The organism is Pseudodesulfovibrio thermohalotolerans (assembly GCF_021353295.2).
In the GTDB taxonomy this organism is placed as follows: domain Bacteria; phylum Desulfobacterota; class Desulfovibrionia; order Desulfovibrionales; family Desulfovibrionaceae; genus Pseudodesulfovibrio; species Pseudodesulfovibrio thermohalotolerans.
Genome location: NZ_CP120635.1, coordinates 469,873 through 495,000, shown reverse-complemented (window position 1 = coordinate 495,000; position 25,128 = coordinate 469,873). Strand labels below are relative to the sequence as shown.

The window sequence follows — 25,128 nt, the reverse complement described above, 5'->3', positions numbered from 1 at the left end:
ATATGCAGATTATACGGTATTAGCAGCCGTTTCCAACTGTTATCCCGATCTTCAGGGCAGATTATCCACGCGTTACTCACCCGTGCGCCGCTCTACTCACTCTCCGAAGAGAGCTTTCTCGCTCGACTTGCATGTGTTAAGCACGCCGCCAGCGTTCAATCTGAGCCAGGATCAAACTCTCCAGTTGATAAACTTGGAGAATGTTGACCACTCAATCTAAACTCGTATTAAACGGGCTGTGATTATTCGTGATCTATTTTGCTCAACTCGCTATTTAATTGTCAAAGACCAACTATGTGTCTTTTTCTCAAAGAACATCCCGCCGTCAGGCGGGAAGAGGGAAACTATGCTTTCGCGTCGTCCCCGTCAACACCTTTTTTCAACTTTTTTTTCGTCGAAGCGGACGTTGACCCCACTCGTTAGCGGGAGGGGAAAACTATGCTTTAGCCCTACCCAAGTCAACACCTTTTTTCGTCCAATCGCATCTTTTTTCACTCCCCACACCCCAGCTCCCCGGAAAAGCCCGCCAGCACACGGTTTGCGGCCGCAACAAACATCAAATCAGCACGTTACACCATACCTCTTATAGATATGAACGACCGTGCTTGGCCGCTCCGACACCGCTCATCACGCCCTTGTTCGCCTTCGGCCAACTCGGCAAACGCGGCCACGCGACGGAACTGGAAACAGGTCGGTAATTTTGTTGAAGTAGCGGCAAGCGTCCCCTTCCGCCTCCAACGGCCCTCCCCTCCAGCCTCATACGCTCTCCTTGCGATTCCAGTCCCCCAGACCGAGGCAAAGGTTACGCCCGCCCGAAAACCGGCCGCCTCGCCAAAGATACGCAGCATGGCACCGGATAACACCCCAGCGAACCGCAAAGGACTCCTACAGCCTATGATACATTACAAACATATATAAGGGGCCCCGTCTTGCCGCCCCCCCTCAAAAAAAAGGGCCCGGTCTCGATGAGACCGGGCCCTTTTCATTGGAATCGATTGCGCCGCTAGGCGGTCTTGGCCTTGATGGCGGCGGCGAGCTGCTTGCCGTGCTCGTAGCACTTGCCGAGCACGTCGTGATCGGGGACGAACTGGGTCTTGATGGGATCGAAGACCTCCATGTTCATGTCTTCAAGCCACTTGGTCAGGATCTTCACGCATTCGCCGGACCAGCCGAAAGAACCGATGGCGGAGCCGATCTTGTTCTGCGGCCGCAACCCTTTCATGTAGGTCAGCATGTCGGCCATGAGCGGCAGAATGCCGTTGTTGTGGGTCGGCGAACCGACGACCACGGCGGCGGCGTCGAAGATTTCGGCCATGACGTCAGAATGGTGATTGTTCTTCATGCACATGACGCGCACGGACACACCCTCGTCAGCCAGGCCGGAAGCGACGGCCTCGGCCATCTTCTCGGTGGAGTGCCACATGGTGTCGTACACGATGACGGCCTTGTTCTTGGGCTTCTGCTCGGCGAACTCCTGGTACTTGTTCATGACCCAGGCGCAGTCATCGCCACGGAACATCAAACCGTGGTCCGGGCAGATGGTGTCGATCTCCAGCCCCATCTCCTTGATGCCGGCCAGGGTCTTGAGGACCACCGGGGAGTACGGCAGGACGATGTTGGCGTAGTAGTTGGCCATGAGCTCTTCCAGGCGGAAGCGCTCCACCTGATCGGCCCAACGCTCGGAGGTGGCCCAGTTCTGGCCGAAAGCGTCGTTGGTGAAGACAAGCTTGGCCTCGGGGCAGTAGGTCAGCATGGAGTCGGGCCAGTGAAGCATCCGGGTCTCGATGAAGTGGAGCGTCCGCTCGCCGAGCTTGATCTCGGTGCCGGTGGGCACGACCTCTACAGGCCAATCCTTGTACTTGAAGTGGGCCTTCATGGACTTCTGGCCCATGGGGGAGGTGTAAATTTTCTCGGGGCGGTACTTCTCGACGGCAAGGGCGAGGCAACCCGCGTGATCGGGCTCCAGGTGGTTGATGACGAAGTAGTCGATCTTGCGGTCGCCGAGCACCTGGGCGATGTTGCACTGGAGGGTGCCCCAGAACTCTTCGGCCACGGTATCCACGAGGGTCACCTTCTCGTCCAGGATAAGAAAGTTGTTGTAAGTGGTGCCCTTGTGCGCCTTGGAATAGCCATGGAAGTTGCGGCGGTTCCAATCTACTGCGCCGATCCAGTGGATTCCGTCCTTGATTTCAACAGGTCTCATTGTCTTCTCCACATTGAGCGATGCTCAACTGCTGCGGTAAAAAAAGGAGCGCGAACCGTGGGTGCGCGCTCCGTGCCCACGATGAGGGCCGAAAATTAATCCTCGAGTACGAAGCTGTCCTTACCCGCGCCGCAGACGGGACAGGTCCAGTCGTCGGGCAGGTCTTCGAACTTGGTGCCGGCCGGGATGTCGGCGTCGGAATCGCCCTGGGCCGGGTCGTACACATAGCCACAAATCTCGCACACGTATTTCTGCATGGGATCAGTCTCCTTTTGGTCGGATACTTTTGCAGCAGCGGCGGCCGCTGTCAACTTTTCGGGATCGGTTTCAACAGGCAATTCGCAGTCCGACTTGGTAGACCCCGGACCGGCCAGAGGCCGGAAGCACTTCTTGGTCCCGCCGCAAATGGGGCAGCGCCAGTCGTCGGGAAGGTCCTCGAACCTGGTGCCCTTGGGAATCTTCCCTTTCCGGTCGCCCTTGTCCGGGTTGTAGATGTAGCCGCAGTTCACGGTCTGGCATTGATACATCTCTTCGGGCAGAGCCATATTGCCTCCTTGGATTGAAAGGGGCGGGTCCAACGACCCGCCCCCGTGATGTCGAATACGCGCTCTGGAGCGCGGATCGAAATGCCGCGTCTAGGCGGTCGCGGTCCAAAGACCGTGGAGGTTGCAGTATTCGCGCGCCTTGAGATCGCCGGACAGACCGCAGATGCAGAATTCGGCCTCGGGCTTGTCGCCGGGCTTGAGCATCTTGGTCAGGACCACCTCGCCCACCTGAAGCTCGATCCACTCGATGTAGTGCTTTTCCTCCATGGGATGCGCAACGGAACCGACCTTGACGGTAACCTTGTCGCCGTCCTTCTCGATGACGGGAACGTGCTTTTCCTTGGCGGCGTCAACGGTATTTTCGGTCATCAGCACCATCTCCTCGCCGCAGCAGACCAGGTCGCCCGCACCTTCGTGAATGGCCATGACGATATTGCCGCAGATATTACACTTGTACACTTCGCCCAATTTGATAGCCATGTCGAATCCTCCTTGGATGACTTGATTCTTACCAGTTGGTGTCCTTGATCTCGAAATGGGCCTGGGGATGATCGCAGGCCGGGCACTTCACGGGAGCGGTGGAGCCCCTGTGGTTGTAACCGCAGTTCTGGCACCGCCAGACGATTTCCTCGTCCTTGACGAAGACATGATCGGTCTCGATGTTGTTGATGAGGGATTGGTACCGCTCCTCATGGTAACGCTCGGCCACGGCGATGTTCTCCATGACGGCGGCGATCTCGTTGAAGCCCTCCTGGCGGGCGATCTTGGCGAAGTCGGGGTACATCTCGGTGTACTCCTCGTGCTCGCCGGCAGCAGCGGCCTTCAGATTGTCGAGGGTGCTGCCGATCACTCCGGCGGGGAAGGAGCCGGTGATCTCCGCGGTGCCGCCTTCCATGAACTTGAACAGGCGCTTGGCGTGCTCCTTCTCGTGTCCGGCGGTCTCTTCGAAGATCTTGGAGATCTGGACGTAACCCTCTTTCTTGGCCACGCTGGCGTAATAGGTATATCTGTTGCGAGCCTGGGACTCGCCGATGAATGCGTACAACAAGTTCTTTTCGGTCTGGGTTCCTTTCAGAGACATTGTTCCTCCTTACGGAATGATTCTTGGTTTTTTCAGATTCACCACCGACCCTACACAAAAACACGCTCGTTGTCGTATTATTATGTGAAAAGGATGTGGCGTTCCGCTGATAAAAATTTTCTCTTCCAACTCATTCGGTTAGCATCAATCTAGGAATTATTCCTATCTACGGAAGAGCCGCCTGTCAAGCATCTAATCGACAGTTAATAGTATAAATAAAGCCGGTTGCCTCATGAGGCAACCGGCTTTACGATCTTTCAGCGGATATTTATCGGATTTATTGCTTGGCAGCCTGGCATTTGGGACAGATGCCCACAAATTCCACGTTGGTATTCAAAATTTTGTAGCCGCTGGTGCAGGTGTCGGGGATGGTCGGAATATCGATCTCGCAGTCCACGTCGACCACGGCTGTACACACTTCGCATCGAATGTGCGGATGCGGCTCAGGGGTGCCGTCGAACCGTTTCTGCTCGCCGGGCGCACCTAATTTCAGAACCAGCCCTTTGGTCGCCAGGAACTCCAGGTTCCTGTATACCGTGCCCAGGCTGATCCTGGGGATAATCTTGCGCACCATGTCATAGACCTCGTCGGCCGTGGGGTGCGTCCTCACCTTACGCAACTCTTCCAGGATCACTTTCCGCTGCTTGGAAAGCCTGAAACCCATTTCTTGAGCCATGGATATCCTCCATATTTGATAACAATTACTATTCCCCCGGCCCATCTTTGTCAAGAGGAATCCGTGCAAGCGGAATCATGGGTCATTAGCTCAGAAAATCGATTACTGCAAATGTTACAACCGGGTCATCACCGGTGCCGCGTTGCACGGTTGCATCGTTTTTCGACCGCCTGGCCGGGATCGCGATTGCGCGAAATTACAGACAAATGGCACACAACAGCGAGAGGGCCCGGCATAAGCCGGGCCCTCAAGGGTGCCTTTGCGATGTCTATTGACGGAACTTGGCAACCAGCCCCGCAAGCTCCTCGGCCAGTTCCGAGACCTCCTGGATGCCCTGATTGGATTCGCGAATCCCGGACAAAACGTCCTGGGACAGTTTGTTGATCTGGGTCACCCGGGTGTTGATCTCGTCCGATGTCGAGGACTGCTGCTCCGCCGCCGTGGCGATGCCGTTGACCATCTCGGCGATGGAGTCGGAGTGCCGGACGATCTCGTCGAGCACGCCGCCCGCTTCCTGGGCCATGCCCGAGGTATTGACCACGCGCTGTTTGACGGCATCCATTTCATTAACCGCATGTGACGTGGACTGCTGGATCAGGGAGATCGCTCCCTCCACTTCCTTGGTGGCGTCCATGGTCTTCTCGGCCAGCTTGCGAACCTCGTCCGCGACAACCGCGAAACCTCGCCCGGCGTCGCCCGCGCGGGCGGCCTCAATGGCCGCGTTGAGCGCCAGCAGGTTGGTCTGGTCCGCAATGTCGTTAATGACGGCCATGACCTGCCCGATGTTCTCGGCCCGGCTGGACAGCGAGGCCAGAGCCTCGGCCAGTTTCTCGGTGATGTCGGCCACGGAATTGATCTCCTCCACGGTCTTGCCCACCACCACGCCGCCCGAAGCGGCCACTTTGTTTGCCCGGTCCGACGCCTGGGCGGTCTCAGCGGCGTTCTTGGCCACTTCAAGCACCGTCGCGTTCATCTCCTCCATGGCCGTGGCCACCTGCCCGGTCTCGTTCGCGGAGGTGTCGACGCCGTCCGCGAGTTCGTCCATCCGCGTGGAGAGAATATTGGACGCATCATTGAGCTTGTTGGCCACCTCGGTGACTTCGTTGGCCACAACAAGGAGATCCTGCCGTTGCAGTTCGATGTTCTTCTTGTCCTCTTCCTCGCGCGTCAGATCGATGAGCACGCAGATAACGCCCACGGTCTTTCCTTCCGCGTCCTTGAGCGGGGACGCCTCGAACAGAAGCGGGAATACGGTGCCGTCGCCGCGCGTGAACAGGAACCGTCCCTGAAGCGGCTCGCCCAAGGCGATAACCTCGCCGGCGTTGCAGGTGGACCCGTCCTCGGATTCACAAGCGAAGACGTCCTGCACCCGGCGGCCCTTGAGTTCGTCCTCGGTCAAATCGAGAATGGCCTGCAACGGCGGATTCACGAATTGCAGGGTCTGGTCGGCATCGGTCACGAACAACGGGACCACTATGCCGCTGAGCACGGACTGGTTGTACTGTAGCTGATCCTTGATCCGGTTGACCATGGCCCCGAGATAGCGGGACAGGGAACCCAGTTCGTCGGTCCCGGCCACCTCGAAACGGGCGTCCAGATTGCCGTGGGCCACGTCCTCGGCCGTTGAGGCGATGGAAGTGATGCGATTGACAATGGCCCGGCGCATGAACACGATCAACGCGGCCAGCAGGGCCAGGACGCCGATCACGGATATGCCCGCCGACCGAATCTGGTTTTCCCTGAGCGCGCCGTACTGCGGGCTGACGTCCACGGCCACAACCATCGCCCCGAGAATTTCCCGGCTCCTGCCGTGGCAGTGATAGCAAAACGGGTTATTCTCGATGGATTTCACCTCGACGAAATGACGCTTGCCGTCGATCTCCTTGAGGTCGCCCTCGGCGATCTTCTCCTCAAGCCCCTTGGATACCATCTCGGGCAGCCCGGTCTCGGACCGCGCGTCGAATATCTTTTGGCGTATCGATTCGGACTCGGTGGAATAGGTGATCTCTCCCTTGTAGTCGGTCAGGTAGACCTTGATGTCCGGATACCTCTCGGCCATCTGAAGGAATTTGATCGCGGTGCCGTCGTTGTCCCCTTTAGACATGGGGTCTTCGATGGCGATATACAGCATGTCCGCAACCCTTTCGGCGGCCAGGGCCACCTCTTTCAGAGTGTGATCCTTGGTTGAGATGGAGCTGTAGGCGAACAACCCGGCAAAGGCCAGGATGGTCAGCAGAGAAGACAAGAGGATGAGCTTGATCCCGAGGGAGCGGGTGATGAAATTATCCATGCCGCCTCCTAATGAGCTCCGCCGTGCAACAGCGGCTTGAAGTCAAACGCATCGACCCGTTCCGGGTTGTGGCAGACCTGGCAATCATCAAGACTCAGGTCGTGCTTGATGAAGTCCGGGTCGCCCCCGGACTCAACGTGATCGTAGCCCGGACCGTGACATACCTCGCACCCGGCCTCGGCCATGCCCGGAGTCGTCTCGAAATCCACGAAGCCCCCCGGCTGGCCTACACCTGTCATGTGACAGCCATAGCATTCCGCAAGCTCCTCCTTGGTCAGGTCGCCCATCATTATTCTGACGGACTCCCCGGAATGCGCCTTCTTGGCGAACTTCTTAAAATTGTCATACTCCTGGTCGTGACACTCCCTACATGCCTCCGACCCCACGTACCGACCCGAATTCGCCCGTCCTGCATCGGCCATGACCGCCAATACGACAAAGGCTGCCAGCGAGAGTGCGCAGCAGCCTTTGATCCAAACAGATCTCTTGAGCATTAACCAACCCCCATTACTAGAAACGCGGTGTCGCAACAAGCCGGGCACCCTTGACCCAGCCTAGGTAAATACGCCGTCACTATAGAGAATTATTCACTTTTGGTAAAGGCGCGACACCAAGGAGTTGTGTTTAAAATTCAATTACCAGGCCAGGGTCTCCTTGAAGGCGGCCGCCAATTCCTCCACTTCGGCATCCAGGACCTTGCGGCCTGCCAAGGAAACGGTCATGGACGAGGCGTCCGAAACGCTGCCGATACAAGCGAAGGGCTGTCCGGCGAACAGGTTTTCGAACCGCTCGCGATCGGCCGGGGCCACGGAAACCAGCAGACGGCTGGCCGATTCCGCATAGAGCAGGCCGGTCAGGTTCAGCTCGCCGCAGGCCGGGACCTTGTCCAGGTCAACGTCCGCGCCAAGCCGTCCGCCGATGCACATCTCAGCCAGGGCCACGCCCAAACCTCCGTCAGAGCAATCATGGCAGGCGGAAATCAGTCCTTCCTGGGAGGCCGCGAACACGGTCTCGTAGCGGCGCTTCGCGGAAACCAGGTCCACCTGGGGAACACGGGCGTCGGAGAAACCGAGCTGGTCGGCGATCTCGCTGCCGCCCATCTCCGGCCGGGTCTGGCCGAGGACGTAGACCAGGTCGCCGGGCTTCTTGAAGTCCGAAGTCAGACACTTGTTCACGTCGGGAATAACGCCGATGACCGAGAAAAGCACGGTCGGGGGAATGGAAATCTTCCGGCCGCCGCCCTTGTAATCGTTCTTCATGGAGTCCTTGCCGGAAACGCAGGGCACGCCGAAGCCGAGGCAGTAGTGGGCGAGCGCCTGGTTGGCCCGGACAAGCTGGGCCAGCTTGTAGTGGCCGTCGGGGGTGGACTCGGACTGAACCGGGTCGCACCAGCAGAAGTTGTCCACGCCGGCCATGTAGTTGACGTCGCCGCCAACGGCCACGGCGTTGCGCACGGCCTCGTCGATGGCGTTGGCCATCATCCAGTAGGTGTCGTAGTCGGAGAACTGCGGGCAGATGCCGTGGGAAACCACCAGACCCCGGTCCGAACCGTATTCGGGGCGGACAACGCCCGCATCGGACGGACCGTCGCCGAGCACGCCGACCATGGGCTTGACCGCGGACTTGCCCTGGACCTCATGGTCGTACTGCCGGACAACGTACTCCTTGGAGCAGATGTTCAGCCTTCCGAGCATGTCCTTGAGCAGACCGTTCTGATCCTCGGCCACGGGCACGGCGTCCTGGGCGATCTCGGGCCGCTGCCAAACGGCCTTGAGTTCCATCTGCGGCACGCCGTTGTGCAGGAAGTCCATGTCGAGATAGGTGACCATCTTGTCGCCGTAGCGGACCAGGTACTTGCCGGAATCCGTAAAGGTGCCGAGGGCGGAGGACTCCACGTCCATCTCCTCGCTGAGACGCATGAACTCGTCGAGCTTTTCCGGCGGCACGGCCATGGTCATGCGCTCCTGGGCCTCGGAGATGAGGATTTCCCAGGGACGCAGGCCGTCGTACTTGAGCGGGGCCTTCTTCAGGTCCATGTCGAAACCGCCGGAATCCTCGGCCATCTCGCCGACCGAGGAGGACAGGCCGCCCGCCCCGTTGTCGGTGATGGCGTTGTACAGGCCGAGATCACGGGCGCGCATGAGAAAATCGTACATCTTGCGCTGGGTGATGGGATCGCCGATCTGGACTGCGGTGGCCGGGCTGCCCTCGTGCAACTCCTCGGAGGAGAAGGTTGCGCCGTGGATGCCGTCCGCGCCGATGCGTCCGCCGGACATGACGATGACGTCGCCGGGCAGGGCGCACTTCTCATGGGAAGGCTGTCCCGCGACGGAGACCGGCATGGTGCCGATGGTGCCGCAGTAGACCAGCGGCTTGCCCAGGTACCGCTCGTCGAAGACGATGGACCCGTTCACCGTGGGGATGCCGGACTTGTTGCCGCCATGCTCCACGCCCTCTCGCACGCCTTCGAACACCCGGCGGGGATGCAGCAGCCTGGGCGGCAGCTCGCCCTCGTGGAACGGGGACGCGAAGCAGAAGACATCGGTGTTGCACAGGAGATTCGCGCCCATGCCGGTACCCATGGGATCGCGGTTCACGCCCACGATGCCGGTCAGGGCTCCGCCGTAGGGATCGAGAGCCGACGGGGAGTTGTGGGTCTCCATCTTGACGCAGACGTTGGTGGTCTCGGAGAACCGGATCACGCCCGCGTTGTCCTTGAACACGGACAGGCAGTAGTCGCCGCCCTCGCGTCCGGCCGCGTTGCGTTCGCGAATCTGCCGGGTGGAACCCTGGATGAAGGTCTTGTACAGGCTCGAATACTCGACGGTCTTGCCGGTCTCAGCGTTCTCGTACTCGATCTTGGCGGAAAAAATCTTGTGCTTGCAGTGCTCGGACCAGGTCTGGGCCAGAACTTCGATCTCGGCGTCGGTCGGATCGGCCCCGAGCCCGGCCTTCTCGCGGTCGGCCCGGACGGCCGGGTCGGCGAAATAGGCGCGGATGTCGTGCAACTCCTTGAGGGACAGGGCCAGGGTGTTGGACCTGGAAAAGTCCATGAGCTCCTGATCGGACATGGCGGCCAGCGGAATGGTGGCCACGGCGTCGGAAGCCTGGCCCGTGACGCGGGCGGCCTTGGCCTCGAAACCGGGGTCCTTGGCCCACTGGGCGGCGGACTTGTATTCGTACCGCTGGATGAGTTCGTTGGCCAGCAGGTCCTTGGCGATACGGCTCGCGCCCGCCTCGTCCAGATCGGCCTGGATCAGGTACTGGCGGGAGGTGTAGACCTTGATGGACTCCCGTTCGGCCCGGGACAGTCCCAGGACGACGCCGAGCGTCTCGCGGGCGGTGCGGCCCTCGTTGTCGGTCACGCCCGGCCGGAAGCCCACTTCGATGATCCAATCGAAGTCGCGCGCCAGGGGCGCGAGCGAAACCTCGTGCAGAACCGGGTCATGCAGGGCGGCGCGGTCCAGGACCATGTCGACCTGCTCCCGGGTCACGCCCTCCAGGGTGAAGACATTGACGATGCGGACATCCTTCACGTCCATGCCGAGTTCGCTCCTGACCTTGCGGGCGATCCTCTCGCCCAGCACGTCCCGGACGCCTTCCTTCAGTCCAACGATCACACGACAAAGCATATCTGGTCTCTCCTCTAGATATGAAAAGCGGAAGGCCGGTCTCCGTGCGGGGGTGACCGGCCTTGAAAATCACTTGGTTCGGGTCAACACATAATCCGCGGCCTGCCTGAGCACGGCCAACTCTTCGCCGGGTTCGAACCCGACAAGACAGTCCTTGGCCCTCTCGACGTAGCGGGCGGCTTCTTCGCGGGTTTTCTCTGAATAACGCCCCTCCCGGACCCGGTCCAGGATGTCGCGGCTTGCGGCCTCGCTCAGGGTTCCGTCCCTCAGGGCCGCGATCAGGGCCTTGGCCCCGGCCTCGTCTCCAGCCTCCATGAGGAGGATGAGCGGCAGGGTTATCTTGCCTTCCTTGAGGTCGCCGCCCTCGGGCTTGCCCGTCTCGGACGTGGGCGAAGCGTAATCCAGGGCGTCGTCCACCAACTGGAAGGCGATGCCCAGGTTCAGTCCGAACTCTCCGGCGGCGTCCTCCTGCTCGCGGGAGGCCCTGGCCAAAGCCGCTCCGCACCGGCAGGCGCACTCGATGAGCCGCGCGGTCTTGCCGATGATGATGCGCATGTACGCTTCGCGATCCAGCGACGGGTCGCGGGAAAATTCAATCTCCTCGATCTCGCCCTCGGCCGTCTCCATGATGCCCTTGGCCAGCAGCCAGGACAGGCGGGGATTACCGTAGCGCGCCCCCATCTCGTTGGCCAGGGCGAGCAGCGCGTCGCCCGCCAGAATGGTCTCGGTCCGGCCGAAAACAAGGTGGGCCGCTTCCCGGCCGCGCCGCAACTCGGCGTCGTCCAGGTAGTCGTCGTGCAACAGGGTGGCGGAATGAAGAAGCTCCAAGGCGCAAGCAATGGCGTGATGATCGTCCCCGCCGTAGCCCAGCGCCCGGGCGAACAAGAGCGTGAGCATCGGCCGGATGCGCTTGCCGCCGGACCCTATGATGTGCTTGGCAACGTCACGGACCAGCCCGCTGAGCTGGTCGGCCTCTTTGTCGAGAAAGTCATTGATTCCGGGAAGTTCCCGGTTAAAATATCGCAGAAGTTCGTCCATATGTGCGTACTATGTCAGGTTGCGGATTGCGGGGCAAGTCCCGTATTACGCGGCGAACAGCGTGTCCGCCGCCCCCTTGAGCGATCGTAGCGCGCCCTTGAGGTCCCAGTCCTCGGGTTCGCGGGAACCCACAAGGTTGGAGATGGTCCGCACCTCCAGGAAAGGCAGCTCCCTGAGGGCTGCGGCGTAGGCCGCGGCGAATCCCTCCATGTTTTCCATCTGGCCGTTGCAAAAAACCTTGAGCCAACCGGCCCGTTCCGGGGTGCCGGTCACACCGGACACGGTCACGCTGGATGCGCGCGTCCAGCCGTCGCCCAGAGCCAGTCCCATGCGGGCGGCGTCGCGGACCGGCGAAAGCTTGACCCGGTTCCATATTTTCCGGCCCTCGGCCTCGCCCTGGGCGAAACCGATCGCCTTGGGATCGGCCGCGCCGTCTTCGCCGAGCAGGCCATATTCCGGCCAGGTCTCCTGCCAGGCGAAGCAGACGGTCCCCATGGGCGTCTCGCCCAAGTCGTACCCCCCGGCGATGCCAAGGTCCACCACTCCGTCCAGGTCCCGGCCGCCAAGCCAGGTCCCGACGTTCAGGGCAGTATTGACCAGCCCCACGCCGGTCACGCCCAACAGCAGGTTGCGTCCGCCCACGGCGTGTTCGGCCGTCCCGCCCGAAACCACAACGGGCGCATCGGGAAAGGCGGCCCGCATCTCATTGGGCGTGGCGGTCAGGACCAGAAGCACGAGCCCGTCCTACAGCCGCCAGTAATCGACGGCTTCGGCCTCAAGCTCGGCCCGGTCGAAAAAGCCCTTCACATCCACCACCAGAGCCTTGTCCGGGTCGTTGAACCAGCTCTTCAGGTCCTTGACGGCGAACGCCTTGTAGGCATTGTGCGGCACGGCCAGGATCAGGGCGTCCAGCCCGCGCAGATCTTCCAGAGGCCGCAGGTTCACGCCCAGCTCCTCGCGCGCCTCGTCGACGTCGGCCTCGGCATCGTGAACCAGCACCTCCACGCCGTAGTCCTCAAGCTCGGCCAGCACGTCCACCACACGGGTGTTGCGCAGATCCGGGACGTTCTCCTTGAAGGTCAGTCCGAGCACGCCCACACGTGCGCCCATGATCTTGCAATCGCTCTTGATGAGCCGTTTGATGGTCGCCTCGGCGATGAACTTGCCCATGGTGTCGTTGATTTCGCGGCCCGCCAGGATGACATGGGGGTGCAGCCCCAGGGCCTGGGCCTTGAAGGTCAGGTAGTACGGGTCCACGCCGATGCAGTGGCCGCCCACCAGCCCGGGCCGGAACGGAAGGAAATTCCATTTGGTGCCGGCGGCCTCAAGCACATCCAGGGTGTCGATGCCCATGGTGTCGAAGATAAGCGCCAGCTCGTTCATGAGCGCGATGTTCAGGTCGCGCTGCGTATTTTCGATGACCTTGGCGGCCTCGGCCGTGCGGATGTTCGCGGCCAGATGCGTCCCGGCCTTGACCACGGTGCCGTAGACCTGCTGCAACAGCTTGCCCGTGGGCTCGTCCTGCCCGGCCACGACCTTGGTGATGGTCTCCAGCCGGTGGACCTTGTCGCCGGGATTGATGCGCTCGGGCGAGTAGCCCACGCAGAAATCCTTACCGCATTTGAGCCCGGACTCGGCTTCGAGGATGGGCACGCAGACCTCTTCGGTCAGGCCGGGGTAGACCGTGGATTCGTAGACAACCACGGAACCGGGTTGCAGATGCCTGCCCACCGAGGTGGACGCCCCGCGCACGGGACGCAGGTCCGGGGTGCGAAATTCGTCGATGGGGGTGGGGACGGCCACCAGAATGAGCCGCGCCTTCTCCAGATCAGCCAGATCGGCGGTGAAGACGAGGTCCACATCGTCGCCGACCGTGGCGAAATCCACTTCGTTGGTCCGATCGACACGACGCTTGAGTTCCTCGACGCGACGCTCGGACACGTCCACGCCGATCACCCGGAAATGGCGGCCCAAGGCAACGGCCAGAGGCAGCCCCACGTATCCGAGGCCGACCACGGCAATAGCGTCTTCCTTGGTCCGCAACCGTTCAAAATCAACCATGCTCATATACGTGCTCCTTTCATTCCGCGGGTGGACACCAGGCGGGGAATGTGGCTTACTGACCCAATGAATATCGACTGGTCGCTTCTCATCGCCGCAGTCGGGTTGGCCCTGGTCTTCGAGGGCATCCCCTATTTCCTGTTCGCCGAACGTATGCCCGGCCTGCTGGCCCGGATGGCCGTGCAGCCGCCGAAGTTTCTGCGCTTCATCGGGCTGGTCGCCATCATTCTCGGCCTTCTTGTCATCTCGTTCGGCCGCTCTTTATCTCTTTAACCGACATACTGTCCAGACCGCCAAACCTTTCCGGCAAGGCTCAACGCCGGGTCGGGCCTTTGCCCGCGCCCGCGCGTCACTTCCGCTTCTTTGAAACGGCCCTCTTTTTTCGAGCGCCCTTTTCCTCGGAAGCGGGCTTGGCGGAAACGGCCTCACCCGCGCGCGGCTTCTCGGCCACGTGCAGATACACGATGCCGGACATCATCGGCACGTTGTAAACCCGCTCGAAGCCGGCTTCAAGCAGTTCCGCGCCCAATGCCCGTTCGTCGGGGAAGCTCTTGATGGTCTCGGCCAGATAGCGATACGCGCCGGGATCACCGGAAATGCGGTCGCCCAGAAACGGCAGGACCTTGTCGAGATAGAAATTGTAAAGGCCCTTCCAGACCCGCTTGGACCCGGTGCCGAATTCGAGAATGCAAAGCCTCGCTCCGGGCTTGAGGACCCGCAGGAACTCGGCGTAGGCGTCCGCCCGGGGCAGGATGTTGCGGATGCCGAAGGCGATGGTGGCTGCGGCCATGCAGTTGTCGGGCAGGGGCAGGTTGCGGCCGTCGGCCTGGACCGGGGAAATGCGCTTCTCCCGCCCGCGCTTGAGCTTCTTCGCCTTGCCGTTTTCCAGCATGGGCAGGGCGAAATCAAGTGCCGCCACCCGGCAGTCCGGATACTGCCTGAGCAGCTCCACGGATACATCCATTGTGCCCGCGGCCAGATCAAGGATGGCGCCTCCGGCTTCGGGCCGGGCCGCCTTGGCCAGACGGTATCGCCAGTAGATGTCCTGGCCCCCTGACAGGGCGTGATTGAGAAAATCGTACCATCCGGCGATGCGGCCGAACATGTCCGCCACCCGCCTGCCGTGCTCGGCATGAGTGGAGGCCCCGGTATGGGACCCGCATTCGGAAGCGGTCATTATTCGCCCTCTTCCGAGGTTTCCGAGCCGTACGAGTCGTCCCCGGCGGTCACGCCGGTGATGGTGCGCATGATGTCTTTGTATATCACGTCGAAATTCTGACCGAAGTTCGAGGGGGAGATGCGTCCCACCTCTATGAACTTGATGACCACTTCCTTGGCCACCTGCAACGCCTGCTTATCGTACTTGTCCATGATCTCGCTCCCGGGCGTAAAGGAAAACCGCCCGGTGGGAAATGGCCTTGACCAACACAGTCAGGGTAGCCGGGCGGGGAAAAGGGAGAAACCTGAAAGCCCCTCTCTTTTTTCGGGTTCCGTAGCACGCACAGCCCCGGTTCGTCGAGGGGTTTAGGGAATGCGAAAAAACGTTCCGCCGGGTGATTTTCGCTGGACTGCGGCCATGGTATGTGGCGGCCATGGCGAGCTGGGGCATCGCCCTGTTCGAATATCTCATCCAGGTCCCGGCCAACCGGCTGGGCTACACCGAGCTGACCCTGCCGCAGCTCAAGATCATGCAGGAGGTCATCGCACTGGCCGTGTTCGCGCCCTTCTGCCTGTTCTACATGCACCAGCCCCTCAAGCTCGACTACCTGTGGGCGGCCCTCTGCCTGCTCGGGGCGGTCTATTTCATCTTCCGGTCCTGATCCTGCACTGGACGGACCGGCTCACCAGACCATTTCCGGCCGCTTCGCAAAGCCGCCGCGCAAGCGTCTCCGGGCTGCCGACCGGCTTGCCATGATCCGTCCCGCCTGATATAGAACCAGCAGGACAATCTACGGACTTTTCCCGATAAGCGGCCCCCGTTCGCGAACTTCTCCCCGTGTTCAGGCCGCAACGCTCGTCCTGTCCGGGATTGCCCGAATTCAGCGATCGGCCGCCGATGCGGCCACACGGAGGAGCACATGAGCAGAGACGAACTTTCGCGACTGATGGGAGACGCCCTGTCCAATCCCGACATGATCCGCGAGGCCATGATCATCAAGGACCGTTCAGCCCTGGAATCCTACATCCGGGACCGGGGATACGACCTCAGCAGTGAGGAGATGAACGAGGTGTGGGAGCTGACCTCCAAGATCCTGGACGGCTCTGCCGAACCGTCGAGCGCGGCCCGCTGGCGGCTTGACACCATCGGCCGTGAGCCACTGGCCCCGCAGGAATAGCCTCTCCCGTCAGAACCGCCATAAAATGCGGGCGAACCCGCCCATGGCGTTATCCAGATCGTGCGAGGACTTGTACGTGCCCGCCTTGTTGTAGAATTTGTATTTCCGGTTGTAGTGATACTCCGGCCCAATGCTCAACGTCAGGTTCTCATTGGGCAGATAGTCCAGATATACCCCGATTTTGGAACGAACAAGTCCAAGGTAGCCGCCGCTGTAGATAGGATTGTCCGCAGCGAGGCGGTAGGTCTTGTCCAGAGTGGAAAAGGCGAAGTTCAGGCCGATGGTGTCCGTTCCGGCCTCGGCGTCCTCCACCAAACCAATGGCCTCGAACGCCTTGCGCAGGGTCTTCTGCGAGACAGCCACGGCAATGCCGAACTCCACGTTTCCGAACAGGTCGCTGCTCAGGGCCGACATCGCCACGGTCTTGGCGGTTATGCCCAGCATCCAGCCGTCCCAGAAATCATAGGCCAATCCACCGTCGAAACCGACGCCCACGGCTCCGGGCGCGCTCTCCTCGAAGGAGGCGTCCACTTCCCCGTTGACCCAATACCGCCAATCGTCGGCGAACTTGTCGTTGAGCAGCCGGGCCTGCACGGTGATATCGTGCAGCGAACTCCACGGCACGATCTCATCCCCTGAGTCGAAACGGCGGGCCAACTGCGACTTGTTGATCCAGTTGAAAGAGGAAAGCTCGTAGGAGAGGTGAAAGATGAGGTAGTCGGCTGACAGGGAACTGTGAAGAACGCTCACGCTGCCCAGCCCGTTGGTGAAGTCCGCCTCGCCCACGTACCCCATGGCCGCCTGCAACTGAAGATTCTGGTTCACGTTGGTCGGCGCGGCCACGAGAAAACCCGGCTCATTGCCCATGGTCAGGTCCGTCTGGGCAAAAGCGCCGGGGACGCAACCGAGAAGGAATATAAGAAGGATGATAAAGCGGGCCATCCGGCGATGTTTACACGCTCGCGGAGGCGAACGCAATATGGTCCGCCCGGGCCCAATGCGCAAAAAAAGCCCGGACCGGCGAATGCCGGACCGGGCCTGGAATACCGATCGCGCCGGGCCTATGCGCCGCAGCACTTCTTGTATTTCTTGCCGCTGCCGCAGGGGCAGGGGGCGTTGCGGGATATCTTGGCGTCCTTGCGCACGGTGGCGGCCTTCTTTTCCTGGGCCGACTCGTGGTCCGTGTACTGCAGGTCGTCCGTATCCTCGTGCTTGAACTCGTCGTCGCGGACCTCGGCCTGGATGCGCAGGTGAGAGAAGGCGCGCAGAGCGTTCTCCTTGAGCGTGTAGATCAGCTCGGAGAAAAGCTCGAACCCTTCGCGCTTATACTCCTGCTTGGGGTCCTTCTGACCGTACCCGCGCAGGCCGATGCCGTCGCGCAGGTGGTCCATGTTGAGCAGGTGCTCCTTCCAGTTGCGGTCGAGCGAGTCGAGCAGGAAGTAGCGCAAAATTTCCTGGTAATGCTCGCTGGTCGAGGCGCGCAGGTAGGCGAAGATTTCATCCACCCACTTGCGGGCCTGCTCCATGTCGGGCAGGCCGGACTTTCCCCAGTCCTCGAACCGCTCGAAGTTGAAGACTTCCTCCAGGCGGGCGCGCACGGATTCCTCGGTTTCCTTGTCCACGCCGCCTTTCATCTCCAGGGCGGGCCGAAGTATTTCCTCCAGCAGGTCGGCGGCGTAGTCCAGGGCGATGGGCTCGACTTCCTTGCTCTCCATGAGTTCGCGTCGCAGGCCGTAAATGGCCTCGCGCTGCTGGTTCATGACGTCGTCGTATTCGAGGAGCTGCTTGCGGATTTCGTAGTGATGCGCCTCCACTCGGGTCTGGGACTTCTCAATGGCGTTGGAAACCATCTTGTTCTCGATGGCCATGCCGTCCTCAAGGCCGAGCTTCTCCATGATGCCCTTGAGGCGGTCGGAGCCGAACAGGCGCATGAGGTCGTCGTCCAGGGCGAGGTAGAAGCGGGAGGAACCCGGGTCGCCCTGACGTCCGGCGCGGCCGCGCAACTGGTTGTCGATGCGTCGGGACTCGTGACGCTCGGTGCCGATGATGTGCAGGCCGCCCAGTTCGCGGACGCCCTCGCCGAGCTTGATGTCGGTGCCGCGGCCGGCCATGTTGGTGGCGATGGTCACCTTGCCCTTGTGCCCCGCTTCCAGGACGATCTCCGCCTCGCGCTCATGCTGCTTGGCGTTGAGAACGTTATGCGGGACCTTGAGCTTCTTGAGCAGGCCGGAAAGGACCTCGGATTTTTCGATGGAAACCGTGCCGACCAGGGTGGGCTGGCCGCGCCGGTAGCATTCCCCGATGTCCTCGGCGATGGCCTTGTACTTCTCTTCCTGGGTCTTGTAGATGGAGTCCGCGTTGTCCTGCCGGACCATGGGCATGTTGGTCGGAATGACCACCACCGAGAGACCGTAGATCTGCTGGAACTCCACGGACTCGGTGTCGGCGGTGCCGGTCATGCCCGCCAGCTTTTCATACATGCGGAAATAGTTCTGGAAGGTGATGGAGGCCAGCGTCTGGTTCTCGGCCTCGACCTTGACGTTTTCCTTGGCCTCGATGGCCTGGTGCAGGCCGTCCGAAAGGCGTCGGCCGGGCATGAGGCGGCCGGTGAACTCGTCCACCAGGACCACTTGGTCGTCCTTGACGATGTACTCCACGTCGCGCTGAAAGCAGTGATGCGCCTTGACCGCCTGAAGCACATGGTGCTGATAGGAAATATTCTGCGGGTCGAACAGGTTGTCCACACCGAGAAGGCCCTCGATCTTCTCCACGCCCGCGTCCGTCAGGGTGATGGACTTGGTCTTCTCGTCCAGGACAAAGTCGCCGTCGGGCACGGCGTCCTTGTCCTCGGGGTCCATGGGACTGGACTTGACCAGCTTGGGCACGATGGCGTCCACGCGGCGATACAGCCCGGAAGACTTCTCGCCCGGACCGGAAATGATGAGCGGGGTCCGCGCCTCGTCGATGAGGATGGAGTCAACCTCATCCACGATGGCGAAGTTAAGCGGCCGCTGGACCAACTGCTCCTTGTAGAACTTCATGTTGTCGCGCAGGTAGTCGAAGCCGAACTCGTTGTTGGTCCCGTAGGTGATGTCGGCCCGGTAGGCCTCCTGACGCTCCTGGTCGTTCAAGCCGTGGACGATGACACCGTAGGTCAGACCGAGGAAATTATAAAGCTGGCCCATCCACTCGGCGTCGCGCTTGGCCAGATAGTCGTTGACCGTGACCACGTGGACGCCCTTGCCGGCCAGGGCGTTCAGAACCACGGCCAGGGTGGCTACGAGCGTCTTGCCCTCACCTGTCTTCATCTCCGCGATCTTGCCCTGATGCAGGACCATACCGCCGATGAGCTGCACGTCGAAGTGACGCATGGGCGGATCGAAAGCGCGCTTGCCCGCCTCGCGGACCAGGGCGAAACACTCGGGAAGCAGGTCGTCCAGGGTTTTCTCGCCCGCGGCCACCTGTCCCTTCCAGGCTGCGACCTTGGCCGGAAAGTCGGCGTCGGACAGAGCTTCCATCTCCGGTTCGAGCGCATTGATCTGCGCGATGATCGGCTTGAGTTTCTTCAGGTATCGGTCGTTCTTGGAACCGAAGATCTTTTTGAGCATATGGGGGTTCTCCAGAAAAATCTTTGGCGGCCCGAATACGCGTGGCCGCAAACGCTGTTGTGCATGATAAAGTCGGAAACCGGAAAGTCAACGCGACAATCGCGTGACAAACCCCTTTTCCTCGGCGCAGTCAGGGATAGCACAAAGCGGACCGGGCGTAAAAGGCGCCACCGCACCCGACGGACCGGACGGAACCGCTCTCGACGGCGCAACGGGCCGGATCGGCGAAAGGCATCGTGGAGTGGGCCGCCACGCGCGGACCGCGCGACCTATTTTCCGCGTTTCCCCAGGTCCGCGTACGGCCCCACATAGGAGGCGGGACGCGGCGCGGGCTCGAAATCGAACGTCCTGCCGCCGGGGGTTGCGCGCAGATCAAGAAGCTTCCGGTACCAGACCGCGTTCAGCGCCAGAAGAACTATCCAGGAAAACATATCCACGAAAAGCAGAAGAAGGAGCGGCACCGCCTGGACCCAGCCGAAACCGCCCGCCAGGGAGGCGGCAGAAACAAGCGCTTCAACGAGCGCGGAAAGCGCCATGACCGGAACGACGATCATCATCATGGACCAGAACATGCGCCAAGCGTGTCCCCTGGTCATGGCCAGGGCCTCGCGAACCCCGATCACATGCTCCACGGCCGCGCCGGGAATCATGATCCCGAAACGGAACAGGAAACAAACGAACAGGACGTACATCCCCGCGCCCAAGGCCAGTATCAGCACCTCCAGAAACGGCGGGAGGATTTCCGCCCCCTCCAAAAGCAATTGATAGCCCAAGACCGCCAGCGGCCCCACGACCAGGAGCAATAGGCCCAGGGAGATCAGCATGAGGATCAGCCCCCGGACAAAGACCCGGCCCATTGCCGCCCAGAACGGAACCGGGAAAACGGTTCCCTCGCCCTCCTGCATGGTCACGGCCAGATGATTGGCCGTCGTCACCAGAAAAAGCATAGCCAGGAACTGGACGAAAGAACTTGGAATGAGAAACGGCCCGCGCCAGGAAGGAGCCAGGGCAGGCAGGCCGGACAGCAACAGGACCGGCAAGAGACCGGCCAGGGCCAGCCCGAAAAACGTCCACTTCCGTCTCCAGCCGATGGACACGGCCGTCTTGACCACGGCCAACGGCGAAATCCTGCCAGACATCGCGCACCTACCCTATGGTTTCAAGCCAATGCCCCACTTTCACCCGATCCGGCGCGGTGGCCGAGAGTTGGGCCAGGCAGGCGGAGCAACCCGAGAGGACCATGTCCGCATCCCGAAGCGCATCCCAGCACTGCCGGTTGACCGGCTCGGTCAGACCGGGCGCGGCCAACCGCATGACCCCGCCGAAACCGCAGCACTCCCTGTCCGTTTCCGCGATCAGCCGGTCGCCGAGCGCATGACGCAGGAAAACGCGGTCCGGGTCGCCCTTGCCCGCGTGGCAGGGGTGGTGGTAGCCGATACGTTCCGACGCATTGTCGGATATCACGAATCCGATGTCGCGTACAGCAACCGACAGGGGAAGAAGGGATTCGGCCCACTGCGCCCGCTCCTCGTCGGACTCGAAACGGTCGTAGGCCGCCAGCCCGGCCAGGCAGGAGGCGCAGAACACGGCCACGCGCGGCCGCCCGGCCTCGCGCCAGACCGCCACGTTCCGTTCGGCCATGGCCCCGGCCTCGTCCGCGAACCCGGCCCCCTTGAGGCCCGAGCCGCAACAGACGAACCCGTCCGGCAAAATGTCCGCGCCCAGGCCGTCAAGCAACCGCAGGGCGGCCATGAGCCAGCGGCCCTGCACATAGTTGGCCGTACAGCCCGCGAACAAAAGCATCCGCTCGCCCCGATACGTGTCGGGAAACGTCTTCGGCGTCAGGAAGGGATCGAGCCCCGGCCCGCCGGTCATGCCCGCGAGCATCTTGAGCATGGGGCCGAGCTTCTCGGTGCGGAACCGCTCCGGAATGAGCCCCGCCGCCTTGGAGCCGGGCGACCAGAGCTGCCGGGCGCGGGTTAGCCAGGTCTTCCACAGCCAGGAGCGGAAGTTCGGATGCGCCCCACGCAGGGCCGCCACCAAGCCGGGCACGTCCTGCCCCTGGGAGCAGACCTCGCGGCACCGGCCGCAGCCCAGGCAAAGCCCGGCGAGCCGTGCTGCATCCACTTCGGACAGCCGCCCCGGGTCCTCGGCCAGCACGCGGCAGAGGTCGGACTTGGAGCGCGGCCCCAGCTCCTCGCGGCCCGTGGCCCGCAGGAGCGGGCAGACCTGAAGACACTTGCCGCAAAGGATGCAGTGGGAAGCGTGTTGGGAAATGCGATCGGACATGGACTAGGTCCTACCCGCGTCGGCGGTCCTTGGCAACAACCCGACCCGAGGCGGCGGGATCGGCCGGGCCGTGGGCCTTCCGGACCTTGTAGCCTACCATCCCTTGCCGGGATTCATGATCTCGTGGGGGTCGAAGACACGGCGCACCGCCTCCATGACGCGCACCTGTTCCGCGCCGAGCTGCTCCGGCACGAAGGACGCCTTGGTCAGCCCGGTGCCGTGCTCGCCCGAGATGGTCCCGCCCAGTTCCACGGCGGTACGAAAAAGCCGTTCCTTGACCCGGTGGGCGGCGCGGACCTCGTCCGGCCGTTCCGCGTCGTGCATGATGTTGGTGTGGATGTTGCCGTCGCCCAGATGGCCATAGCAAAGCACCGGTAGTCCGGCGTCGCGGCCCGCCTCGTGGGCGATGCGCACCAGTTCGGGCACTCGGCCGCGCGGTACGGAAAGGTCCTCGGAAAGCTTGTTCGGCCTGAGCCGGTAGGAGCCCGGGGAGATGTCCCGGCGCGCGGCCCAGACAGCCTCCTCGGCTTCGCCCTCGCCCACCTCGATGGAGACCGGCCTGACGGGCCGAAGCGCCTCACGCAGCCGCTCCACCTCGGCGGCCACCCCTTCCGGCGTGCCGTCGAACTTGAAGAGCAGCGCGGCCTGGGCCTCCTCGGCCAGGGGGATGTCGCCGCCCATGCGCACGGCCTTGAGGGTGGTGGCATCCATGAACTCGCAGGCGCAGGGTAACAGCCCTGCCCCGAACACGGCCATGGCCCCGTCCATGGACGCGGCCAGATCGGCGAAACCCACCAGGACCGAACTTGAAATCGCGGGCAGGGGAATGAGCTTGACCGTGGCCCGGGTTATGAGCCCGAGCTTGCCGTCCGCGCCCACGAAGAGCCGCTTCAGGTCCAGGCCGACAACGTCCTTGTGGGAACGCCCGCCCATGGTCAGCATCCGGCCGCCGGGAAGCACGGCTTCGAGGCCGAGCACCCAGTCGCGGGTCACGCCGTATTTGACGGCCCGCAATCCGCCGGCGCAGGTGGAAATATTCCCGCCCATGGTGGAAATCTTCACGCTGGCCGGGTCCGGTGGATAGAACAGTCCCTTGCCGGCACACGCCTCCTGAAAATCGGAGGTAATCACCCCCGGCTCCACCTCGGCCGCGAAATCCCGCTCGGATATGTCGATGATCCGGTTCATGCGCAGCAGGGAGACGGTCACGCCGCCCCACAGCGGCACCGTGTTGCCCACCTGTCCGGTGGCCCGGGCCCTGGGATAGACCGGCATCCGTTCGACGTCGGCCCAACGCAACAGCTCGACCACCTGCTCCCGGCTCTCCGGCCGGACAGCAGCCCACGGCATGGCCCGCCTGCGGCTTGCGTCGGTGGAAAAGGCGTTGAGATGCTCCGTTTCGAGCACGCACCCGTCCCCGGGAAACAGATCGGTAAGAAAGGCCCTGTGGGCGGCGGTCAAGGACTTGGCGTATTGCGGCATGGAGCGAACCTAAAGGGGCGGCGGCGGGCCTGTCAATGGCGGTCCGCCGCCTCCGCGTCTAGTCACACCCGTAATGCTTGAACCAGGCGTCTATCCGCTCATTCACGTTGCGCTGGATGTTCCGATACCAGAATGCGTAATCGTACTTGTGCAGCACGCCCGGCGGGAAATGCCCGGTGACGAACGTATCCGGCGGCGAGGCCACCAGCGCGCCGGTGGCGAGGTCGATGCGCGCCCCCGTGTATTGCGGCACGATGCGCAAAACCTCGCCCTTGGCGTCGTCAAAGAAAACCGCCCCGAGATTCAGGCTCCTATCCGCCGGGGTGTCGTCGGTCCGCCAGTTGAGCGGATTGATGCAGAGGGCGCCGGGCAACAGCACCGGCGACCCTGTCGCGCCCGGGGCCTGGGTGTTCCAGGACACCACCACCCCGATGTCGTCCGCCCCCTGCGCGGGCTTGATCCACGTATGGCGCGCGAGATCCTCGCGGGTCACGGAATAGCCGATGACATAGGCGGCCACGAGCTTCTTGCGCAGGGCCGGATTCTTGAACCGGCTGAACAACAGGTCGAGAAGGACCACCGACCCCTGGCTGTGCGCTGCCAGGATGAACGGACGCCCATCGTTGAGGTGGTTCAGATAATAATCGAAGGCCCGGTGCACGTCGTCCGCCCCGATCCGGAAATACCTGTTCTGGGTCATGTCCTGTTCCGGATCGAGGCAGGCGAAGGTCACCTGGCGGTAATACGGCGCGAACAGATTCGCCGAGGACGAATATGCCCCGGCCTGGGCATTGAGCAGCCCCTGCGCGGCGGATCGAAGCTTTTCGTCGAACACATCCATGTTTTTCGGGGACTTCTCGAAATAAATGGTCGGGTAGACGTAGAACACATCCACATTCTTGTTCGGCCGTTCCGGCAGCGCGGCCCAACTGGCCGGTTGGGCATAGTCCGGGCATGGAGGGATGCAATCGTCTGCGTCGGAATCCGCCGCGAACGATGCTACGCAAAAGGCTCCAACACAGAAGAATAAGGAGAAAATTACGATCCGAATGAAGCGCATGAGCATCTCCTTGTTGTTTTTATCACATGAGTAACAGCTCATATGAAAAAAATAAAGGCGAGACGCAAAAAAATAGAATCGAAAGCGCAGATTTGTTGCTTTATTTTTATTTTGGAGGGGGAGTGCGGTGAATAGTGCCGCGCTTCGCGTTCTACGGTGCGCGTCATCGTTCCGTTTTATTTCGCCTTTACGGCGACTTCCTTTTTTGCTGGCGCAGAAAAAAGGAAGCAAAAACTGCGCCTTTTGGCCATGCGTGCTCCCGAAAGCAGTGGCCAAGAGCCTGTAGCGGCTTTCGCTGGCCGACAGGATGTCTGCCTTTGGCAGACGCAGTCGGCCCACGCTTCGCCGCTTCAGACAGGCTCTAGGCCCCGGCTTTCGAACGTCTCCCACGCAAGCGAGGTCCTGTCTTCCAACGCGGGAAGGCTCATTTAGGTTCTTCGTTCTCGAAGGAGCTTCCATAAGCGAAATGAAGGCCCTCCCAAAGGCAAGTGTGATGTAGCGCGTGGATATTAGCGCGCTTCGCGTTCTACGGTGCACGGCATCGTTACGTTTTGTTTCGCCTTTACGGCGACTTCCTTTTTTGCTGGCGCAGAAAAAAGGAAGCAAAAACTGCGCTTTTTTGGCCCTGCGTACTCCCGAAAGCAGTGGCCAAGAGCCTGTAGCGGCTTTCGCTGCCCGACAGGATGTCTGCCTTTGGCAGACGCAGTCGGCCCACGCTTCGCCGCTTCAGACAGGCTCTAGGCCCCGGCTTTCGAACGTCTCCCGCGCAAGCGAGGCCCTGTCTTCCAACGCGGGAAGGCTCATTTAGGTTCTTCGTTCTCAAAGGA

The 25,128-nt window shown here is 61.7% G+C and carries 21 protein-coding genes, 1 rRNA gene and 2 pseudogenes (1 of these 24 only partly in view); 3 read left to right on the top strand and 21 right to left on the bottom strand.

Going from position 1 to position 25,128, the window contains the following annotated elements:
- The 13 genes and pseudogenes from LF599_RS02265 to LF599_RS02205 form a co-directional block, all read right to left on the bottom strand.
- Window positions 1–187: ribosomal RNA gene (locus tag LF599_RS02265) — 16S ribosomal RNA — on the bottom strand; it reaches 1,366 nt to the left of the window's first position.
- Window positions 188–1,003: 816 nt separating this feature from the next.
- Complete coding sequence (locus LF599_RS02260; RefSeq protein WP_279522142.1) at window positions 1,004–2,203, bottom strand: FprA family A-type flavoprotein; 1,200 nt, start codon at window positions 2,201–2,203, stop codon at window positions 1,004–1,006.
- Window positions 2,204–2,298: 95 nt separating this feature from the next.
- Window positions 2,299–2,448 (bottom strand): annotated as a pseudogene (locus tag LF599_RS02255) (rubredoxin); the annotation flags it as partial.
- Window positions 2,449–2,535: 87 nt separating this feature from the next.
- Window positions 2,536–2,748 (bottom strand): annotated as a pseudogene (locus LF599_RS02250) (rubredoxin); the annotation flags it as partial.
- A gap of 90 nt (window positions 2,749–2,838) precedes the next feature.
- Window positions 2,839–3,228 carry a desulfoferrodoxin gene (locus tag LF599_RS02245; RefSeq protein WP_269941049.1) on the bottom strand — a complete coding sequence of 130 codons (390 nt, stop codon included), beginning with the start codon at window positions 3,226–3,228 and terminating at the stop codon, window positions 2,839–2,841.
- Between the two features lie 28 nt (window positions 3,229–3,256).
- On the bottom strand, window positions 3,257–3,829 hold the full coding sequence (gene rbr, locus LF599_RS02240; RefSeq protein ID WP_269941048.1) for a rubrerythrin: 573 nt from the start codon (window positions 3,827–3,829) through the stop codon (window positions 3,257–3,259).
- Window positions 3,830–4,106: 277 nt separating this feature from the next.
- Window positions 4,107–4,505, bottom strand: coding sequence for a Fur family transcriptional regulator (locus tag LF599_RS02235; RefSeq protein ID WP_279522141.1), 399 nt, complete (start codon window positions 4,503–4,505; stop codon window positions 4,107–4,109).
- A gap of 268 nt (window positions 4,506–4,773) precedes the next feature.
- Window positions 4,774–6,795: a methyl-accepting chemotaxis protein gene (locus tag LF599_RS02230; protein WP_279522140.1), complete on the bottom strand. Its 2,022-nt coding sequence runs from the start codon at window positions 6,793–6,795 to the stop codon at window positions 4,774–4,776.
- An 8-nt stretch (window positions 6,796–6,803) separates the two neighbouring features.
- Window positions 6,804–7,289 (bottom strand): cytochrome c family protein, encoded by a 486-nt coding sequence (locus LF599_RS02225; protein ID WP_279522139.1) that lies wholly within the window; start codon window positions 7,287–7,289, stop codon window positions 6,804–6,806.
- 141 nt (window positions 7,290–7,430) lie between these two features.
- The gene (locus LF599_RS02220; RefSeq protein WP_279522138.1) at window positions 7,431–10,427 is read right to left on the bottom strand and encodes a phosphoribosylformylglycinamidine synthase subunit PurS; all 2,997 of its coding nucleotides are present in this window, start codon (window positions 10,425–10,427) and stop codon (window positions 7,431–7,433) included.
- A gap of 69 nt (window positions 10,428–10,496) precedes the next feature.
- Window positions 10,497–11,465, bottom strand: a complete 969-nt coding sequence (locus LF599_RS02215; protein WP_269941046.1) for a polyprenyl synthetase family protein — start codon at window positions 11,463–11,465, stop codon at window positions 10,497–10,499.
- Window positions 11,466–11,510: 45 nt separating this feature from the next.
- Window positions 11,511–12,200 carry a futalosine hydrolase gene (mqnB, locus tag LF599_RS02210; protein ID WP_279522137.1) on the bottom strand — a complete coding sequence of 230 codons (690 nt, stop codon included), beginning with the start codon at window positions 12,198–12,200 and terminating at the stop codon, window positions 11,511–11,513.
- Window positions 12,201–12,209: 9 nt separating this feature from the next.
- Window positions 12,210–13,526, bottom strand: coding sequence for a nucleotide sugar dehydrogenase (locus tag LF599_RS02205; RefSeq protein WP_404823749.1), 1,317 nt, complete (start codon window positions 13,524–13,526; stop codon window positions 12,210–12,212).
- A gap of 66 nt (window positions 13,527–13,592) precedes the next feature.
- Here LF599_RS02205 and LF599_RS02200 point away from each other — a divergent pair, with 66 nt between their 5' ends.
- Window positions 13,593–13,799 (top strand): DUF2065 domain-containing protein, encoded by a 207-nt coding sequence (locus LF599_RS02200; protein ID WP_272701711.1) that lies wholly within the window; start codon window positions 13,593–13,595, stop codon window positions 13,797–13,799.
- A 76-nt stretch (window positions 13,800–13,875) separates the two neighbouring features.
- On the opposite strand, the gene LF599_RS02195 is transcribed toward LF599_RS02200, so the two are convergent.
- Together LF599_RS02195 and LF599_RS02190 are read right to left on the bottom strand one after the other, a co-directional pair.
- On the bottom strand, window positions 13,876–14,703 hold the full coding sequence (locus LF599_RS02195; RefSeq protein ID WP_279522135.1) for a ubiquinone/menaquinone biosynthesis methyltransferase: 828 nt from the start codon (window positions 14,701–14,703) through the stop codon (window positions 13,876–13,878).
- Entirely contained in the window at window positions 14,703–14,897 is a 195-nt protein-coding gene (locus LF599_RS02190) for a hypothetical protein (RefSeq protein ID WP_279522134.1), read from the bottom strand. The genes LF599_RS02195 and LF599_RS02190 overlap by 1 nt, the downstream gene beginning before the upstream one ends.
- Window positions 14,898–15,079: 182 nt before the next feature.
- Here LF599_RS02190 and LF599_RS02185 point away from each other — a divergent pair, with 182 nt between their 5' ends.
- On the top strand, window positions 15,080–15,346 hold the full coding sequence (locus LF599_RS02185) for a DMT family protein (protein WP_279522133.1): 267 nt from the start codon (window positions 15,080–15,082) through the stop codon (window positions 15,344–15,346).
- A gap of 258 nt (window positions 15,347–15,604) precedes the next feature.
- The gene (locus tag LF599_RS02180) at window positions 15,605–15,862 is read left to right on the top strand and encodes a hypothetical protein (protein ID WP_279522132.1); all 258 of its coding nucleotides are present in this window, start codon (window positions 15,605–15,607) and stop codon (window positions 15,860–15,862) included.
- Window positions 15,863–15,871: 9 nt separating this feature from the next.
- Here the strand turns inward: LF599_RS02180 and LF599_RS02175 are convergent, their stop codons facing one another.
- The 6 genes from LF599_RS02175 to LF599_RS02150 all read right to left on the bottom strand — a co-directional run bounded on the left by LF599_RS02175 (window position 15,872) and on the right by LF599_RS02150 (window position 24,301).
- On the bottom strand, window positions 15,872–16,729 hold the full coding sequence (locus LF599_RS02175; protein WP_279522131.1) for a hypothetical protein: 858 nt from the start codon (window positions 16,727–16,729) through the stop codon (window positions 15,872–15,874).
- 194 nt (window positions 16,730–16,923) lie between these two features.
- Window positions 16,924–19,470: a preprotein translocase subunit SecA gene (gene secA / locus LF599_RS02170; RefSeq protein WP_269941041.1), complete on the bottom strand. Its 2,547-nt coding sequence runs from the start codon at window positions 19,468–19,470 to the stop codon at window positions 16,924–16,926.
- A 269-nt stretch (window positions 19,471–19,739) separates the two neighbouring features.
- The gene (locus LF599_RS02165; protein ID WP_279522130.1) at window positions 19,740–20,609 is read right to left on the bottom strand and encodes a hypothetical protein; all 870 of its coding nucleotides are present in this window, start codon (window positions 20,607–20,609) and stop codon (window positions 19,740–19,742) included.
- Between the two features lie 7 nt (window positions 20,610–20,616).
- Window positions 20,617–21,759 carry a (Fe-S)-binding protein gene (locus LF599_RS02160; RefSeq protein WP_279522129.1) on the bottom strand — a complete coding sequence of 381 codons (1,143 nt, stop codon included), beginning with the start codon at window positions 21,757–21,759 and terminating at the stop codon, window positions 20,617–20,619.
- A 93-nt stretch (window positions 21,760–21,852) separates the two neighbouring features.
- The gene (locus tag LF599_RS02155; protein ID WP_279522128.1) at window positions 21,853–23,241 is read right to left on the bottom strand and encodes an FAD-binding oxidoreductase; all 1,389 of its coding nucleotides are present in this window, start codon (window positions 23,239–23,241) and stop codon (window positions 21,853–21,855) included.
- A 58-nt stretch (window positions 23,242–23,299) separates the two neighbouring features.
- Window positions 23,300–24,301 carry a DUF3089 domain-containing protein gene (locus LF599_RS02150; RefSeq protein ID WP_279522127.1) on the bottom strand — a complete coding sequence of 334 codons (1,002 nt, stop codon included), beginning with the start codon at window positions 24,299–24,301 and terminating at the stop codon, window positions 23,300–23,302.
- Window positions 24,302–25,128 lie beyond the last annotated feature (827 nt).